The sequence below is a fragment of the Wolbachia endosymbiont (group B) of Dolichovespula media genome, from assembly GCF_947179505.1.
In the GTDB taxonomy this organism is placed as follows: Bacteria; Pseudomonadota; Alphaproteobacteria; order Rickettsiales; family Anaplasmataceae; genus Wolbachia.
Genome location: NZ_CAMXBR010000003.1, coordinates 1,077,063 through 1,095,403, shown reverse-complemented (window position 1 = coordinate 1,095,403; position 18,341 = coordinate 1,077,063). Strand labels below are relative to the sequence as shown.

The 18,341-nt window shown below is 35.5% G+C and carries 18 protein-coding genes and 4 pseudogenes; 21 read left to right on the top strand and 1 reads right to left on the bottom strand.

The window, feature by feature from the left end:
* Positions 1-65 precede the first annotated feature (65 nt).
* The 21 genes and pseudogenes from OM967_RS07960 to OM967_RS07860 all read left to right on the top strand — a co-directional run bounded on the left by OM967_RS07960 (position 66) and on the right by OM967_RS07860 (position 16,999).
* On the top strand, positions 66-440 hold the full coding sequence (locus tag OM967_RS07960) for a head decoration protein (protein ID WP_264337559.1): 375 nt from the start codon (positions 66-68) through the stop codon (positions 438-440).
* 43 nt (positions 441-483) lie between these two features.
* On the top strand, positions 484-1,488 hold the full coding sequence (locus OM967_RS07955) for a major capsid protein (protein WP_264337560.1): 1,005 nt from the start codon (positions 484-486) through the stop codon (positions 1,486-1,488).
* 85 nt (positions 1,489-1,573) lie between these two features.
* Complete coding sequence (locus OM967_RS07950; protein ID WP_143688821.1) at positions 1,574-1,879, top strand: head-tail joining protein; 306 nt, start codon at positions 1,574-1,576, stop codon at positions 1,877-1,879.
* 498 nt (positions 1,880-2,377) lie between these two features.
* A complete protein-coding gene (ltrA, locus tag OM967_RS07945; protein WP_264337348.1) occupies positions 2,378-3,691 on the top strand; it encodes a group II intron reverse transcriptase/maturase in 1,314 nt (437 codons plus the stop codon).
* Between the two features lie 112 nt (positions 3,692-3,803).
* The gene (locus tag OM967_RS07940) at positions 3,804-4,307 is read left to right on the top strand and encodes a phage tail protein (RefSeq protein ID WP_405197049.1); all 504 of its coding nucleotides are present in this window, start codon (positions 3,804-3,806) and stop codon (positions 4,305-4,307) included.
* Positions 4,304-4,780 (top strand): hypothetical protein, encoded by a 477-nt coding sequence (locus OM967_RS07935; protein WP_264337571.1) that lies wholly within the window; start codon positions 4,304-4,306, stop codon positions 4,778-4,780. Before OM967_RS07940 ends, OM967_RS07935 begins: the two co-directional genes overlap by 4 nt.
* Positions 4,767-5,231 (top strand): phage baseplate assembly protein V, encoded by a 465-nt coding sequence (locus OM967_RS07930; protein ID WP_264337878.1) that lies wholly within the window; start codon positions 4,767-4,769, stop codon positions 5,229-5,231. Before OM967_RS07935 ends, OM967_RS07930 begins: the two co-directional genes overlap by 14 nt.
* Before the next feature lie 3 nt (positions 5,232-5,234).
* The gene (locus OM967_RS07925) at positions 5,235-5,489 is read left to right on the top strand and encodes a PAAR domain-containing protein (RefSeq protein WP_264337563.1); all 255 of its coding nucleotides are present in this window, start codon (positions 5,235-5,237) and stop codon (positions 5,487-5,489) included.
* Positions 5,486-5,821: a GPW/gp25 family protein gene (locus tag OM967_RS07920; protein WP_264337572.1), complete on the top strand. Its 336-nt coding sequence runs from the start codon at positions 5,486-5,488 to the stop codon at positions 5,819-5,821. The genes OM967_RS07925 and OM967_RS07920 overlap by 4 nt, the downstream gene beginning before the upstream one ends.
* A gap of 2 nt (positions 5,822-5,823) precedes the next feature.
* Positions 5,824-6,003 (top strand): annotated as a pseudogene (locus OM967_RS07915) (baseplate assembly protein); the annotation flags it as partial.
* A gap of 284 nt (positions 6,004-6,287) precedes the next feature.
* Positions 6,288-7,631: an IS110 family RNA-guided transposase gene (locus OM967_RS07910; RefSeq protein WP_262986668.1), complete on the top strand. Its 1,344-nt coding sequence runs from the start codon at positions 6,288-6,290 to the stop codon at positions 7,629-7,631.
* A 337-nt stretch (positions 7,632-7,968) separates the two neighbouring features.
* Positions 7,969-9,312, top strand: coding sequence for an IS110 family RNA-guided transposase (locus tag OM967_RS07905; RefSeq protein WP_264337877.1), 1,344 nt, complete (start codon positions 7,969-7,971; stop codon positions 9,310-9,312).
* Between the two features lie 66 nt (positions 9,313-9,378).
* Positions 9,379-9,630, top strand: a pseudogene (locus tag OM967_RS07900) (IS110 family transposase); the annotation flags it as partial.
* Between the two features lie 337 nt (positions 9,631-9,967).
* Positions 9,968-11,311, top strand: coding sequence for an IS110 family RNA-guided transposase (locus OM967_RS07895; RefSeq protein WP_262986668.1), 1,344 nt, complete (start codon positions 9,968-9,970; stop codon positions 11,309-11,311).
* Positions 11,312-11,313: 2 nt separating this feature from the next.
* Positions 11,314-11,925, top strand: a pseudogene (locus OM967_RS07890) (baseplate J/gp47 family protein); the annotation flags it as partial.
* Positions 11,910-13,064, top strand: a complete 1,155-nt coding sequence (locus OM967_RS07885) for a phage tail protein (protein WP_264337573.1) — start codon at positions 11,910-11,912, stop codon at positions 13,062-13,064. The pseudogene OM967_RS07890 and the gene OM967_RS07885, both read left to right, overlap by 16 nt.
* A gap of 168 nt (positions 13,065-13,232) precedes the next feature.
* Positions 13,233-13,943, top strand: a complete 711-nt coding sequence (locus OM967_RS07880) for an ankyrin repeat domain-containing protein (protein WP_264337574.1) — start codon at positions 13,233-13,235, stop codon at positions 13,941-13,943.
* Positions 13,944-13,981: 38 nt separating this feature from the next.
* On the top strand, positions 13,982-14,455 hold the full coding sequence (locus OM967_RS07875; RefSeq protein ID WP_264337575.1) for an ankyrin repeat domain-containing protein: 474 nt from the start codon (positions 13,982-13,984) through the stop codon (positions 14,453-14,455).
* 4 nt (positions 14,456-14,459) lie between these two features.
* Positions 14,460-14,890 (top strand): annotated as a pseudogene (locus OM967_RS07870) (DUF2924 domain-containing protein).
* A gap of 2 nt (positions 14,891-14,892) precedes the next feature.
* Entirely contained in the window at positions 14,893-16,380 is a 1,488-nt protein-coding gene (locus OM967_RS07865; RefSeq protein ID WP_264337577.1) for a recombinase family protein, read from the top strand.
* Between the two features lie 31 nt (positions 16,381-16,411).
* Positions 16,412-16,999: a hypothetical protein gene (locus tag OM967_RS07860; protein ID WP_264337874.1), complete on the top strand. Its 588-nt coding sequence runs from the start codon at positions 16,412-16,414 to the stop codon at positions 16,997-16,999.
* 606 nt (positions 17,000-17,605) lie between these two features.
* Here the strand turns inward: OM967_RS07860 and OM967_RS07855 are convergent.
* Positions 17,606-18,334 carry an ATP-binding cassette domain-containing protein gene (locus tag OM967_RS07855; RefSeq protein ID WP_208571703.1) on the bottom strand — a complete coding sequence of 243 codons (729 nt, stop codon included), beginning with the start codon at positions 18,332-18,334 and terminating at the stop codon, positions 17,606-17,608.
* Positions 18,335-18,341 lie beyond the last annotated feature (7 nt).

The window sequence follows — 18,341 nt, the reverse complement described above, 5'->3', positions numbered from 1 at the left end:
TATTTTTATAACCACCGTATATAGCATTGATAAAAGCGGCGGTAAGAAGTTAAGGAGAGAAATTTATGAGTTGTATAAGCGAACAAAATAATCTAGGTGACTTATTAAAGTATGAAGCATCAAGTCTATATTCAAGAGACCAAATAACTGTAGCGAAAGATCAAAATATTAAACTTGGTACAGTAGTTGCCAAGAAGACAGATGATGGTTTTATTAGAGTGCTGAACCCCACTGGAACAGACGGCACACAAACAGCAGTAGGAGTAATTACAACCGATATACATAGCAAAGATTCTGATATGAAAGGAGTAATTATTACTCGTGGTGCAATACTAGCAGATCATGCAGTGGTGTGGCCAGCAAATATCACTGAAGAGCAAAAAAATGCAGCAATAAAGCAACTTGAAGGACGAGGGATCATTATCCGTAAAGCAGTCTAAGGCTATATTAAACAATAAAAAACACAAAGGGGGAAAATAAAAAATGCAAAATCCATTTACAAACACAGCATTTAGCATGACGGCACTAACAAATGCGATAAATATATTGCCGATAAATTATGGACGAATTGAAAATTTAAATTTGTTTCCAAGTAGATCAGTAAGATTTAGACATATTACCATAGAAGAACACAACGGAGTATTAAGTTTATTACCAACACAAATACCAGGAGCACCAGCAACAGTAGGAAAAAGAGGAAAAAGAAAAGTAAGAACATTTACGATTCCACATATTCCTCACGATGATGTAGTGTTACCAGAGGAAGTACAGGGAATAAGAGCATTTGGGTCAGAAAGTGAACTGAAAGCGCTGGCAGATGTAATAACTGACCATTTGCAGCTAATGAGAAATAAACATGCAATAACGTTGGAGCATTTGCGTATGGGAGCGCTGAAGGGAATAATTTTAGATGCTGATGGGTCGGAATTATTAAATCTGTACAACGAATTTGAAATAACACCAAAAGTAGTAAATTTTGCCCTTGGAACAGCAACAACTGATGTAAAGCGTAAGTGCTTGGAGGTATTGCGACATATTGAGGATAACTTAAGTGGTGAATATATGACGGGAATTCATGCACTGGTAAGCCCTGAGTTTTTTGATGCATTAACTTCCCATAGTAAGGTGAAAGAGGCATATGAGAGATGGCAAGAAGGAGCAGCGCTAAGGAATGATATGAGGTCAGGATTTACATTCTGCGGAATCACATTTGAGGAATATAGAGGGCAAGCAACTGATCCTGAGGGAAATGTAAGAAGGTTTATTGAGAAAGATACAGGGCACTGTTTTCCAGTAGGAACAGCAAGCACATTTACAACATATTTTGCACCAGCAGATTTTAATGAAACAGTGAATACTCTTGGACAGCCACTCTATGCAAAACAAGAGCCAAGAAGATTTGATAGAGGGACTGATTTGCATACACAGTCGAACCCTCTGCCAATGTGCCACCGCCCGGCCGTTTTGGTCAAGGTCGTTGCAACATAAAAATACTGATAGAGCAACAAAAAGGCAGTTAGTATTCTATCAGCATATAGCGTACTGATGAAAACTTAATGAATAAAATAGAAGAATGCAAGAGAGTATTAAGCGATTATTTAAAGATTGTCTTATCCATTTAGGGGAGTTAGCTTTATATGAGTCAAAGAATAAGTCATATATGGTACAGGTATTAAAGCAACAGCCAGATAAATTATACGAGATTGGTGAAGGACAATTTGTGGGAGAGATGCTTTTTCTTGAGGTAAGCATTTTTGATATACTGAGGCCAATTGTAGGAGATATTTTTGTTATAGGTGATTGCAAATACAAAATACACACACCACCACTTAGAGATAAATCTGGAATGGTCTGGCGAATCGAAGCGTATGGGGTGTAAAATGTGTGCGCCAAGAAGTGCGTAAGGAACAGTTGGTGAAAATCCAACACGGGTAAAGCTTAGCCAGCAACCTGGAACAAACCATTATGCTGCGTAAGGTAACGAGCGTAGTAAAGCTAATGGAATGGACAACATAGGGTGCAACGAAAGTGAAGGTATTGAGTCCCGTAATTCACGCGTCATGGGGGCCGACACTTTACATTTGGTGGAAGGCAACATGGGTAATAACGCTAAGGAAAGATATTACTCACCCCATCGGGATCGAAGGCCGCGTCATGTGTTGAGATGGACCTTACGTGAACTTGGGAGATCCTTTGTATTCCTGTAAGGGTACTCTGGAACAAGTCAATAAAGGCAAGGACTGGAGGAAGATGCAAAGGAAGTCGGACTAACTGATAGTACTCGGAGTGTGGGAAAGCCACATACAAGGGGAAGCGGTTAGCAATATAGTGACTGGTATAGGGATTGCTATACCAATACAACAGAGATTGGAGGAGTATGCAAGGAAAACTAAACCAGATAGCAGTAAGGGCTAAGCAAGATAAGCGAGTAAAATTTACATCGCTAGTTCATTTGATTAATGAAGAGAATCTTGCAGAGTGTTACAAGGAACTAAAACGCAACAAGGCTTGCGGTATAGATCGTGTGACAGTGGAAGCTTATGGAGAAAATCTAGAAGAGAAACTTAGAACGCTAGTGGATAGTATGAAGAGAAAGCAATACCGACCGCAACCAGTGAAAAGGGTATACATACCCAAAATTGGAAGCAAGGAAAAACGCGGTCTCGGAATACCATCAACAGAAGAAAAGTTGGTACAGGTAATGCTAAAGAAGATATTAGAAAATATTTATGAAGCAAACTTTATGGACAGCTCGTATGGATTTCGACCAGGAAGAAATTGTCATCAGGCGATAAACGCTCTAGATAAAGCAGTTATGCACAAACCAATTAACTATATTGTAGAAGTGGATATCAAGAAGTTCTTTGATAATGTTCAACATAAATGGCTAATGAATTGTCTAAGGGAACGAATAGCTGACCCAAATTTATTGTGGTTAATAAAACGATTTCTAAAGGCAGGAATAGTCGAAGTTGGATGTTACAAAGCAACCGATCAAGGCACACCACAAGGTGGTATAGTAAGCCCTGTATTAGCTAATATATACTTACACTATGTGCTGGACTTATGGTTTGAAAAGAAATTTAAGCCAAAAGCCAGAGGATATATACAGCTAATAAGGTTTTGCGACGATTTTGTAGTTGGCTGCGAGAGGGAAGAAGACGCAAAAGAATTTCTAGAATTACTGAAACAAAGACTAAGTAAATTTGGATTGGAAATAGCTGAAAATAAAACAAAAATAGTAAAGTTTGGTAAGAAAGAATGGTATCAAGCAGAAAGAGAGAAACGTAGGACGGCTAGCTTCAACTTTCTAGGATTTACACATTATTGTGGAAAAAGTCGTAATGGTAAACTTATGATGAAGCAGAAAACTTCAAAAATAAGCCTAGCTAGAAAGATTAAAGAAATCAAAGAGTGGTTGAAGATGGTACGAAGTCGTATCTGTCTCAAAGATTGGTGGCAGAAACTTAAAGCCAAACTAACAGGACACTATAGCTACTTCGGAGTTAGCGGAAATTATCGGTGTTTGATTCAATTCAATCGACTGGCAACAAAGTTAGCATTTAAGTGGATAAACCGACGTAGTCAAAAGAAAAGTATCGATTGGGAACAATTTATACACTATTTAAAAGTAAATCCATTACCAAAACCAAAGGTATATGTTTCTTTATACACAGGAGCACTAGTGTGAACGCTGTATTGTGGAGCCGTGTGCGGGAAATCCGCAAGCACGGTTCTTTTGGGGAGACTATGGTTATGAGACCAAATCGCTGATTTCAAGGTCATAAGTCTCTACCAGACCTGTGCATATAGAAGTTAATAGTAATGAGGTAATAGAAAGTGTAAATGCTAAAAGAAAAAAAATAGAATTAGCAATAGTGAGAGCGTTAAACAGAACAGCACTATGGCTAAAATTGAAGACAGCAAAAGAAATTAGTGAGGAAAAGAAGATAAAATTAAGTTTGATAAGAAAGAGATTAAGAATTTTTAAAGCAAAAACAAGCAGATTAGAAGTGTTAATTAGAGCAAATCTCTACGACATTAGAGCATCGATAATTGGTAAAATACAAAAAACAAGAAGAGGATCGAAAGTAGGAAAGCATGAGTTTATAGGAGGATTTGCAGCAGTTATGCCAAAAGGAAATAGCGGTATTTTTAAGCGTGAAGGAAGAACAGCCCTGCCAATAAAGGAAATTAAGTTGCCACTAGAACCTGAGGCTTCAAGGATAATAGGAAATCTTGTTAATTATGAGGTTGAGGAAGTATTTACAAAATTTTTTGAACGTGAATTGAGCTATAAAGGATGAATTTGAAAGATTTACATCAAGCAATTTGTACTAAGTTAAAGGAAGAAATACCGGCTATACAGACATGTGAAATTTATCCAGCAATAAGAAAAGAATTAGTAGCGCCAGCGGTGTTTGTGGAACTAGCAAGTTTAAAACCAGGTAAAGATCCAGGTACTGAAGAATTAGCTCTGAAAGCAAGATTTGAAGCACGAATTGTGATTGATAGCACAATAGAAAATGCCCCTATTATTGTCAGAACATTAGCTGCTGAGGTTGCAAGAGTAGTAAATAAAAATACTTGGAACGTGAAGAATGTTTCGCCAGGAGAATTTATCTCTGCGGAAATTGACGGATTTAGGCCGGAGTTAGATGCGTATTTAGTGTGGATGGTGGATTGGGTGCATAGAATACACGTAGGGCGATCTATTTGGAAAGAAGGAAAATTTATCCCACACAAAATAGAAATCGGTGAAATAAATGTTAGAAAGTAATTTTGCAATTTCGGAATTACAGAGAAAACTGGCCAACATTGTTCGTATAGGAGTTGTAAAAGAAATAGATTATGAAAAAGCAAAAGTAAGAGTGAAAATAGGAGAACTTTTAACAGATTATTTACCGTGGATAACGAGCAAAGCAGGAAAAGATAGAGATTGGTCTCCGCCAGATATCAATGAACAAGTTGTGGTATTTTCTCCTCTTGGCGAATTATCGTTAGGAGTGGTGTTAGGAGGGATATACCAGGAAAAATACCCTGCATCAGAGAATAAAAAAGAGGTGAGTAGCTTAACATTTCAAGATGGAACAAAGTTGTCATACGATAAAGATAAACATCATTTAGAGATTGAAGTAGTAGATAAAATAACACTGAAAGCTGGAGAATTGAGTATAGAAATGACAAAAGAAAGAATAAAACTTAAGGGAAGGAGAATAGATCTAAACTAGCATATGGGTAAAGCAATCGTTTGTGTAGGGGATAATTGTACAGGAATACCGGTTCATGTTTGTATGAGTGGAAGTGAAGACGTATTTGTAAATAGTAGATCTGTGTGTCGTAGGGGTGATATCTTGACTATAGGGGAGACACTAACGCAAGGGTCAAACAGCGTATTTGTGAACGGTATGGAAGTAACAAGAACAGGAGACTTGGTATCGTGTAGTTTTAAAGTGATAGGTGTTAGCAAAAATGTATTTGCAGAATGAGAGGCATGAATGCTAGCACGGGAAAGGAATTGGAAGGAATAGAACATTTAAAACAATCAATTACTGATATTTTAACCACTCCTATTGGATCACGTATTATGAGAAGAGAGTATGGTTCTCGATTATTTGAATTAGTAGATAAGCCAATAAATAGAGATTCAACTTTGGAAATCTATGCAGCAACAGCAGAAGCACTGGGGAAATTTGAGAAGAGATTTAAGTTAGAAAAAGTAAAGATTGCTGAAGCTAAAGAAGGAAAAATGACTCTTGTACTTGAAGGTATGTATCTTTCAGAAGGCAAATTCATAGGTATTAGTGGAGTAGTTGTTTAGAAATGCAGACATCTAATATTATTGAAAAACTAAGCTATGAGGAAATCTTTTCCAGAATGAAGGAGGAGTTAGTGTGTAGAGATGAAACCTTTTCAGCGTTAGTAGAAAGTGACCCAGCGATGAAGGTATTAGAAGTAGCAGCATGGAGGGAATTGTTACTAAGACAAAGAATAAATGAATCAGAATAAATGAATCAGCACCGGAACAGACAAAATCTGTTAAACCAGAAAGAAACGTCCTAATGCACATTGCAGTAATTTTTGGATATAATTTTATGAAGAAGTGCTTCTGCAGTTATAATCGAGTTCGCAATGGTGCAATAAATGCCCGTGGATCAGTATGATTTTGGAAGGGACGGTCAAACCATTGATGGAGCTTCTTAGCTACCTCGTTTAGAAGATTGTGTAATATAACCGCCCCAAGCTAAAGCACTTCTTCATTATAAGGTATATATAAGGGATTTTATATGGCAAAAGCAAAAAGTAAATTAGAAGTAGTGAATCCTAATGCAGCAGGGATTGATATTGGTTCATCTGTACATTATGCATGCGTACCAGAAGGGAGAGATAAACAACGCGTTCAAAAATTTGGGTGCTTTACAGTAGATCTTCATAACCTAGCAAAGTGGTTGAAAAAGTGTGAAGTTAGAACGATAGCCATGGAATCAACAGGAGTATATTGGATTCCTTTGTTTCAAATACTTGAATCATATGGATTCGAAGTTAAACTGGTAAATGCACGACATGTAAAAAATGTACCTGGAAGAAAATCAGACGTTCAAGATTGCCAGTGGTTACAGCAATTACATAGCTATGGGTTACTTCAAGGATCATTTAGGCCTGATAACCAAATTTGTGTACTACGTGGTTATAATAGACAACATGACAACCTGATAAAAAGTGCAGCTGTACACACTCAACGTATGCAAAAAGCATTAATTCAAATGAACATTCAATTACACAAGGTTATTAGTGATATTACAGGTGTAACTGGTATGCGAATCATTAAAGCAATAATTGCGGGTGAAAGAAACTCTAATAGATTGGCTGAATTGAGTGATAGACGAATAAAAAATGACAGATCAACCATAGCAAAAGCACTAACAGGTGACTATAGAGAAGAGCATTTGTTTACATTAAAGCAAGAATACGAAGCATATACTTTTTTTCAAGAGCAAATAAAAGAATGTGATAAAAGTATGGAAAACTATTATAAAACACTTGAAACAAGATCAAATGAAAATAAGCAATGCAGTAAAGTAAAGAGGTCTGCAGGAAACAAACCAAACTTTGCTGCACACGAAGAATTGTATCGAATAACTGGCATGGATTTCACCAAAGTTCCAGGGCTTAATACATCAAATATACAGACCATCCTCTCAGAAGTTGGTCTTAATGCTAATAAATGGCCATCAGAAAAACATTTTACTTCTTGGTTGGGATTATGTCCATTTAATAGGATTACAGGAGAAAGAGTGATTAGAAGTGGAACTCGTAAAGTAATTAACCGTGCTGCAAATGCTTTTCGACTTGCTGGTTATTCTATGTTGCACAGTAAAAGTGCATTAGGTGCGTACTGTAGAAGATTGAAAAATCGATTGGGAGCACCAAAAGCAATAACTGCTACAGCAAGAAAATTAGCATGTATTTTTTATCAAATGCTGAAATGTGGACAAGAATATGTAGAAAAAGGAATGGATTATTATGAAAAGTTATATAAGGAAAGAGTAGTAAAGAATCTGGGTAAAAAAGCCAATGAATTTGGTTATATCCTGATAAAAAAAGATGAGCTGATAGGGGAAGTTTCTTAGAAGAAGTAGCAGCATGGAGGGAATTGTTACTAAGACAAAGAATAAATGAATCAGAATAAATGAATCAGCACCGGAACAGACAAAATCTGTTAAACCAGAAAGAAACGTCCTAATGCACATTGCAGTAATTTTTGGATATAATTTTATGAAGAAGTGCTTCTGCAGTTATAATCGAGTTCGCAATGGTGCAATAAATGCCCGTGGATCAGTATGATTTTGGAAGGGACGGTCAAACCATTGATGGAGCTTCTTAGCTACCTCGTTTAGAAGATTGTGTAATATAACCGCCCCAAGCTAAAGCACTTCTTCATTATAAGGTATATATAAGGGATTTTATATGGCAAAAGCAAAAAGTAAATTAGAAGTAGTGAATCCTAATGCAGCAGGGATTGATATTGGTTCATCTGTACATTATGCATGCGTACCAGAAGGGAGAGATAAACAACGCGTTCAAAAATTTGGGTGCTTTACAGTAGATCTTCATAACCTAGCAAAGTGGTTGAAAAAGTGTGAAGTTAGAACGATAGCCATGGAATCAACAGGAGTATATTGGATTCCTTTGTTTCAAATACTTGAATCATATGGATTCGAAGTTAAACTGGTAAATGCACGACATGTAAAAAATGTACCTGGAAGAAAATCAGACGTTCAAGATTGCCAGTGGTTACAGCAATTACATAGCTATGGGTTACTTCAAGGATCATTTAGGCCTGATAACCAAATTTGTGTACTACGTGGTTATAATAGACAACATGACAACCTGATAAAAAGTGCAGCTGTACACACTCAACGTATGCAAAAAGCATTAATTCAAATGAACATTCAATTACACAAGGTTATTAGTGATATTACAGGTGTAACTGGTATGCGAATCATTAAAGCAATAATTGCGGGTGAAAGAAACTCTAATAGATTGGCTGAATTGAGTGATAGACGAATAAAAAATGACAGATCAACCATAGCAAAAGCACTAACAGGTGACTATAGAGAAGAGCATTTGTTTATATTAAAGCAAGAATACGAAGCATATACTTTTTTTCAAGAGCAAATAAAAGAATGTGATAAAAGTATGGAAAACTATTATAAAACACTTGAAACAAGATCAAATGAAAATAAGCAATGCAGTAAAGTAAAGAGGTCTGCAGGAAACAAACCAAACTTTGCTGCACACGAAGAATTGTATCGAATAACTGGCATGGATTTCACCAAAGTTCCAGGGCTTAATACATCAAATATACAGACCATCCTCTCAGAAGTTGGTCTTAATGCTAATAAATGGCCATCAGAAAAACATTTTACTTCTTGGTTGGGATTATGTCCATTTAATAGGATTACAGGAGAAAGAGTGATTAGAAGTGGAACTCGTAAAGTAATTAACCGTGCTGCAAATGCTTTTCGACTTGCTGGTTATTCTATGTTGCACAGTAAAAGTGCATTAGGTGCGTACTGTAGAAGATTGAAAAATCGATTGGGAGCACCAAAAGCAATAACTGCTACAGCAAGAAAATTAGCATGTATTTTTTATCAAATGCTGAAATGTGGACAAGAATATGTAGAAAAAGGAATGGATTATTATGAAAAGTTATATAAGGAAAGAGTAGTAAAGAATCTGGGTAAAAAAGCCAATGAATTTGGTTATATCCTGATAAAAAAAGATGAGCTGATAGGGGAAGTTTCTTAGAAGAAGTAGCAGCATGGAGGGAATTGTTACTAAGACAAAGAATAAATGAATCAGAATAAATGAATCAGTGCATTAGGTGCGTACTGTAGAAGATTGAAAAATCGATTGGGAGCACCAAAAGCAATAACTGCTACAGCAAGAAAATTAGCATGTATTTTTTATCAAATGCTGAAATGTGGACAAGAATATGTAGAAAAAGGAATGGATTATTATGAAAAGTTATATAAGGAAAGAGTAGTAAAGAATCTGGGTAAAAAAGCCAATGAATTTGGTTATATCCTGATAAAAAAAGATGAGCTGATAGGGGAAGTTTCTTAGAAGAAGTAGCAGCATGGAGGGAATTGTTACTAAGACAAAGAATAAATGAATCAGAATAAATGAATCAGCACCGGAACAGACAAAATCTGTTAAACCAGAAAGAAACGTCCTAATGCACATTGCAGTAATTTTTGGATATAATTTTATGAAGAAGTGCTTCTGCAGTTATAATCGAGTTCGCAATGGTGCAATAAATGCCCGTGGATCAGTATGATTTTGGAAGGGACGGTCAAACCATTGATGGAGCTTCTTAGCTACCTCGTTTAGAAGATTGTGTAATATAACCGCCCCAAGCTAAAGCACTTCTTCATTATAAGGTATATATAAGGGATTTTATATGGCAAAAGCAAAAAGTAAATTAGAAGTAGTGAATCCTAATGCAGCAGGGATTGATATTGGTTCATCTGTACATTATGCATGCGTACCAGAAGGGAGAGATAAACAACGCGTTCAAAAATTTGGGTGCTTTACAGTAGATCTTCATAACCTAGCAAAGTGGTTGAAAAAGTGTGAAGTTAGAACGATAGCCATGGAATCAACAGGAGTATATTGGATTCCTTTGTTTCAAATACTTGAATCATATGGATTCGAAGTTAAACTGGTAAATGCACGACATGTAAAAAATGTACCTGGAAGAAAATCAGACGTTCAAGATTGCCAGTGGTTACAGCAATTACATAGCTATGGGTTACTTCAAGGATCATTTAGGCCTGATAACCAAATTTGTGTACTACGTGGTTATAATAGACAACATGACAACCTGATAAAAAGTGCAGCTGTACACACTCAACGTATGCAAAAAGCATTAATTCAAATGAACATTCAATTACACAAGGTTATTAGTGATATTACAGGTGTAACTGGTATGCGAATCATTAAAGCAATAATTGCGGGTGAAAGAAACTCTAATAGATTGGCTGAATTGAGTGATAGACGAATAAAAAATGACAGATCAACCATAGCAAAAGCACTAACAGGTGACTATAGAGAAGAGCATTTGTTTACATTAAAGCAAGAATACGAAGCATATACTTTTTTTCAAGAGCAAATAAAAGAATGTGATAAAAGTATGGAAAACTATTATAAAACACTTGAAACAAGATCAAATGAAAATAAGCAATGCAGTAAAGTAAAGAGGTCTGCAGGAAACAAACCAAACTTTGCTGCACACGAAGAATTGTATCGAATAACTGGCATGGATTTCACCAAAGTTCCAGGGCTTAATACATCAAATATACAGACCATCCTCTCAGAAGTTGGTCTTAATGCTAATAAATGGCCATCAGAAAAACATTTTACTTCTTGGTTGGGATTATGTCCATTTAATAGGATTACAGGAGAAAGAGTGATTAGAAGTGGAACTCGTAAAGTAATTAACCGTGCTGCAAATGCTTTTCGACTTGCTGGTTATTCTATGTTGCACAGTAAAAGTGCATTAGGTGCGTACTGTAGAAGATTGAAAAATCGATTGGGAGCACCAAAAGCAATAACTGCTACAGCAAGAAAATTAGCATGTATTTTTTATCAAATGCTGAAATGTGGACAAGAATATGTAGAAAAAGGAATGGATTATTATGAAAAGTTATATAAGGAAAGAGTAGTAAAGAATCTGGGTAAAAAAGCCAATGAATTTGGTTATATCCTGATAAAAAAAGATGAGCTGATAGGGGAAGTTTCTTAGAAGTAAAGAGCAATTTACTAAAATTTGCGAAAGGAGAAGATCTTGATAATTTAGCTGAATTTTATGGAGTAGAGAGAGAAAAAGAAGAAGAGGACGAACGATTTAGAAAGAGGGTAAAAGCAAAAATAGCAGGTTGGTCAACAGGAGGAAGTAAGGAATATTATAAATATCATGCACTGTCAGCAGATAGTAGAGTAAAAGATGCACTAGTAGAATCACCTATACCAGGGAAAGTACAAATTTCAATCTTATCAACACAAACTGGCATAGTGTCAGAAGAGCTACTAGAAATTGTAAAAAAGCAGGTTACTAGAGATGATATAAGGGTTTTAACTGATACAGTAACAGTAATAGGTTGCAATATTATGGAAATAGATATCCACAGTAGAATGAGCATAAGTCCTATAATATCAGAGGAAGAAATCAAGAAGCAGTTCATCAAGAAGTTTGAAGCAAGTAGAAGGCTAGGATGGAATGTTACAAGATCATGGATAATAGCAAATCTATTTGTAGAGGGTGTAGAAAATGTGGAATTAATCGAGCCAAGAGAGGATGTTGTGGTTCTGGGGAATGAGTGTGCAAATTTGCGAAATTTAAAATGCTATTGCCACTAAACGCAACAAAACAAGAAAAAGTATTGGTAGATGCGATAGATTATAAAGTAGATCCAAACTGTATCAGAGGATTTAAGTTTAGTCTTAAAGAAGAAACATTGCCGTGGATAATAGAAGAATATGGTTTAGAAGAGATACTGCGTTGGGTAAAAGATAGAAGAAAAGCCGTAGTAGAAGGAGTAAAATTTCAAAGACTACGTGGAACCCCAGCATCACTCAAAATAGCACTAAAGTGGGCAAATATAGAAGATATTACAATTATTGAAGAGCCACCCGGTAAACACTTTTTTGAGTTGCAAGTAGGGATAAAAGAGGTACCAAATGACTTCTTCGTAGATGCAGTAGTAGAGCTGGCAAAACTATCACTGCCTGTAAGATCCAGATTAATGAGGATTTTTAACGATTATTATAATGTGCAGAGATTTATATTGGATGAGAGTTTATTTGGAGATCTTCTTTCTGATTATTCAGGGGTAAAAATAGAAAAAGATGGACCAGTGTTATCGTTTGGAAGAGTAAATTTTTTCAGGTCTAGTGGTCCAGTTATTAGGATTATAGAAAACTATCTACGCGATCATTATGAACGAGCTTTAAGCAATGATATATATCGCCTAGATGTAGCAATCCTTGGAGAAACCGAGCCTCACACAAGGGATTATAAAGGCATCTATGAAAGAGATCATTTGTGGTACAACTTAAAAGCACTATATCCATTACCACAGAGTTTATTACCATCGATTAAATTTGCAAAAGCGCAGATTGTACTGTCAGATAGCTGGAAATTAGGAGAAATAAATAGCTGTTTTCCGGTTGGTAGAATAGAAGAAGAAGGAAATAAATTTGTATTGGGAAACGATAAACTTTCAGGGCAACATTGGAGTTTAAAACACAAGCCAATTTTAGAAAGGTTTAGCGTTACTCACCACTACAAAATAGAAAACTATACAGATCAGAAGATTACAAAATATGGTTTAGCAGAACACAACGTTTACTATAAAAATGATTTAGAGCAAAAAGACTCAATACACGAGTTAGAAAAGCACATTTTAGTATTTTACCCAGGAGTACTGAAGTGGCACGAACATCGACATTTGCACAGAAATTGGAAAAATAGTCAAGTAATATGTGTAATAAGTTAAATACTTATATTTAGATTCTCATATATTATATTAATAATAGGTAAAAGTGTATGAAATAAAAAGAAAAGGACTTGCTTTCTCATGCTAAAAAGGACATGACTTGAATAGCAGCAGGTAAATATAAGAAATTTGTCTGGCGCTAGAAAAGCTAATTTTGTGAGGTATGAAATGAGTTTTAGCAAGAGTAAGTTTTTTAAAGAAGTATCAAGTAACGATATTAATAAAAGAAATGAAGAAGGAGAGACGATCTTGCATCAAGCAGTAGAAATCTCTGATTATAAAACAGTGAGGTTATTAATAAAAAAAGGAGCAGATGTTAATGCAAGAGATAAAAATGGTTATACACCTCTGCACTGTGCAGTATTTGCAAAAAGTTTAGAAAATGTAAAAGTGCTGCTAAGAGAAGGAGCAGAAGTAAATGCCACTCAATATGTCACTGGATGTACGCCACTGCACTCTGCGTGCAAAATAGGAGGAGCAGGAGTTGAAATAATAAAAGAGCTGGTAAAGGCCGGAGCTGAAGTTAATCAACTGAATAAGTACGGTGCAACACCAATGTACTATATCTGGGAAAGTGAAAAGTATCGTCTATGTGATAGCAAAGAGAGTGAAAAGGCGAGTAAATTTTTGAGAGAAAAAGGAGGAATAACAAAAAGTAGAGAACTGACGTGCTATGGAATAGAGGGGCTAGTGGGAGAAATAGCAGACATGTTGAATGGAAGCTACATGCCGGAGCTAAAAATAATAGAGATAGGAGAAATAAGGAAGAGAGACAAATCGCTAATAAAGAAAGAATGTCAAAATTTAGCAAGCAAGATAATCAGCCAAGTGAATGCAATGATAGATGAGGTAGAAAATGTAGTAGGAAGAAAGGCTTAAAAAGGGGACTTGATTTTAAAGAAAAGGTGAGGTGGATTATGTTAAAGCTTGGTAACAAAGAATCATTTAATAAATCGCTATTAGAGAACTCATATAAAAATATTTATGCAAGAGACAAGAATGGAAGAACAGCTCTACATTATGCAGTAGAGGTAAAAACAGTGGAGTTATTAGTCGAAAAAGGAGCGAATGTGAATGCTAAAGATATAGAAGGATATACAGCACTGCACCTAGCGGTAACGGAGAAACGTCTAGAAACCGTGAGAGAATTGATAAAATCAGGAGGGAATGTAAATGCTGAAGAGTATGGCAATAAATGCACTCCATTGCACCTTGCATGTATGGTGGGGAAAGTAGAAATAGTAAAAGAGTTAGTGGAAGCAGGAGCAGAAATAGAGCAAGAAGATAAGTTCGGAATGACAGCAATCGATTATGCGAAAAATAGTAAAGAGATAACCGAGGTATTAAAGAAAGAAACAGACAGAATTGAAAAGCTATTTATGAAGGGCTAAAAATATGGAGAAAGAAATAGAAAAGAAAGTAATGAATTTAGAAGAAAACCTTTGGATGAGCTGAGAAAAATATGGAAGAAGGTATATGGGGAAGAGGCGCCTAGATACTCAAAGAAATATCTGATACCAAGATTAGCTTATAGAATGCAGGCAAAAGCGTATGGAGAAATGTCAAGAAAGGGGACAAAAAGACTAGAGTATCTGGCAGATCGGATAGAGAAGGGAAAAAGAATAAGTAGCGATAAATTACCAGTAGAAGGTACAGAATTAATACTAGAGAGAGGTGAGGAAACGCATGCGGTAATGGTAACAGATAAGGGTTTAATCTACAGAGAAGAATTTTACACATCATTATCAGCAGTAGCCGGAAAAATAATGGGAATGAGCTACAACGGACCTTTATTATTTGGGATGCGTGATAAAAATGGAAGTTGAAAATGCTAAAAGAAGTAAGATGTGCGATATATACGAGAAAATCAAATGAAGACGGACTAGAACAAAAGTTTAACAGTCTTGATGCCCAGCGAGTAGCATGTGAAAAGTACATAAAGAGCAGAGAAGGCTGGGTAGCATTGGCGAAAAGGTACGATGATGGAGGCTATTCAGGAAAGAACTTAGAAAGACCAGCGATAAAGGAGTTGTTTGAAGATGTAAAGACAGGAGAAGTTGACTGTGTAGTAGTATATACATTAGATAGGCTATCAAGAGAAACAAAAGACAGCATTGAAGTAACGTCATTTTTTAGAAGACATCGAGTAAATTTTGTAGCAGTAACGCAGATATTTGATAATAATACGCCAATGGGAAAGTTTGTACAAACAGTGTTATCAGGAGGAGCACAGCTAGAAAGAGAAATGATAGTGGAGAGAGTAAAAAACAAAATAGCAACATCAAAGGAGCAGGGATTGTGGATGGGTGGAACTTTGCCGCTAGGGTATGATGTGAAAGATAAAGAATTAATAATAAATGAAAAAGAAGCAAAAATAGTAAGGCACATATTTGAAAGATATTTGGAGCTAAAATCAATGGCAGAACTGGCAAGGGAGCTAAATAGTCAAGGTTACAGAACGAAAGCAGATACCTTTAAAAAAGCGACGGTGAGAAGAATAATAACAAATCCAATATATGTAGGAAAGATAAGACATTATGATAAACAATATGACGGAAAGCATGAAGCAATAATAGAGGAAGAAAAATGGCAAAAAGCACAGGAATTGATAAAGAATCAACCATATAGAAAAGCAAAATATGAGGAAGCGCTACTTAGGGGAATAATTAAGTGCAAGAGCTGTGGTATAAATATGACGCTGACGTATGCAAAAAAAGAGAATAAGAGATATCGATATTACGTGTGCAATAACCATTTAAGGGGAAAAGGTTGTGAATCAATAAACAGAACTATAGTAGCAGGAGAGGTGGAAAAAGAAGTAATGAGGAAAACAGAGCAGCTATATGAAAATTGGAAAGACAAGACCGAAGAAAAATGGGAAAATTTAAGTTTTAGAAAGCAGAAAGAAGTAGTGAAAAAGTTAATAAAAGGAGTAATGGTGAGAGAGAATGGAATAGAGGTGAGTTCTGAATCAGAGGAAAAATTTATACCAATAAAGAAGAAAGGAAATAAATGCACGGTAGTAGAACCAGAAGGTAAAACAAACAATGCATTACTGAAAGCAGTGGTAAGAGCCCATCTGTGGAAACGGCAACTAGAAGAGGGAAAATACGAAAGTGTGAAGGAACTGAGTGCCAAAATTAATATAGGTACAAGACGTATACAGCAAGTTTTAAGGTTGAATTATTTAGCACCAAAGATTAAAGAAGATATAGTAAATGGGAGACAGCGAAGGGGTTTAAAGTTAGCTGACTTGAGGGAAATACCGATGCTGTGGAGTGAGCAGGTAGAAAAATTTTATGGATTAGCGATGTAACGTTTATAAAAGTAACAAGGAGAAAAACATCATGAGAACACCGAAGAAAATATGGAGAGGTATTACCAGAAAGTTAAAAAATAGAAAAGATACCACTACTGCAAAAGAAGCTGTCATAGAGGAATCAAGGAACTCTAATATTCCAGAAGAAGTTGAGGTAAAAGAGATCGCTAATGCTGATAAAGCTGCAGAAATTGACACTCAGCTATGTAAAAATATCAATAAAAATAGTGATAATATTAATATATCTCAGCCTACATGTGAAACCAGCGAAAAGACTCAAGATGCTCCAATAGAGACGTCCAATGTACCCAATGACTTTCCTTCAAATGAAATAAAGCCATGTGATGCTGTGGAAGAGAAATCATCAACAAAAACAACGCAGCAAAGACAAGCAATCCTGGCTGGTGTTGTTGGTGCGGTATTATTGGTAAGTTGTGTTGCATCTTATCTACTGATTGAATATTCCAAAGTACACGTTATAGCGGTAATTGGCGGGATTATTGGGTTGGTTTGTATGGGTTTTGCCCTGTATAATGCTATAAAGCCCAATACCCAGCTCGAGAAAGTGGAAGATATTCAGTCTTCTTTAAATCCAGCGTATACTCAAAAACCATAAGTGCCAAGATAACTTCTCTAAAAAATCTCTTAAATTATTAACCTAATATCACTTACCTTAGCCCCACTGTCATTTTTTCTTAATTTGAGCTTATGGAGCCTTTAACATTCTACTCCATTTATTAAGAGTCTAACAAATTAGAGAAGATAACAATAAAAAGTACACCAAATATTATATAGACAAACACCATAACAAAGCCCCATTCTTAGCCCACCGCATTAAAACTATTACTCTTCTCTGGCTTTTTTGATTGTTTACTTCTGCCTTACCATAACCATGCTCAAGTTTTAAAATACCTTCACTTAATACGCTTTCCCCAGCTTATAGAAATATTATGTATAGTAGATAGAAAACCAATGCAAGCATAATTTTTCTAACTTTTGTATTTTTTAAACTTCACTGACATTGATGCTTCTACTTTTAATTAGCTACACCTGCCAGTAACAACATTGTGCCTATTTACCGCCATCAAATGCAAAGAGATGATACTCTACTTAAAAGCATTTGCCCCTTTTTATCAGCTACTTTTCCTTAACTTGACGCGTATGCTTTTTTGAATATTCCAAAAGTAAAGCTACAACCATACTTACTAATAAATCAATTTTGTTATAGAGAGTTCAAAATTTCTTTTAACTCTTTTAAGTAAAAATTAAAAGATTTTACTTTATCTATTACTATTCGCCCATTATCCAATACTATAATCCTTTTGCCATAATTTACAGCATCCTCTAAATTATGAGTTATCATTACTGAAGTGATGTTATGTTCTTCTATTACTTTAGCTGTTATCGCAATAATTTCTTTAGAAGCTTTCGGATCTAAACTTGCTGTATGTTCATCCAGAAATAAAATTTGAGGTGGATGACTAATTGCAAGGGCTAATAAAATAGCTTGTTTCTCTCCTCCAGAAAAATTATTTATCGGTTGATTTAAAAGAGATAAAAATTTTTTAGGGGCATAGGTTTTAGAAATTACTTCTTTACTTGTAAAACGCTCATTCTTTGGGAACCTACTTTCCCATAGAAGAATATTTTCTTCCAGAGTTAATTCAGTAAATAATCTATCTTCAGCTTTTTGGGTTAAAGTAACAACCATAAAAGCCTTTTGGATAGGTAAGATTTTATCAATAGGTAATTGATTTAAAAATACTTCTCCTTTCGTTGGTGCAAGATAGCCGGCTAGTATTTTAGCTAAGGTAGATTTACCGCTTCCATTGGCCCCAAGTAACACTACAAATTCACCTTTGTCAATATTAAGGGTAGTATCATAAATTATTGGTTTATCACGGTTCGTTACTTTAAACTCAATTTCTTTAGCATATAAATAAGATTCCATATTTTTT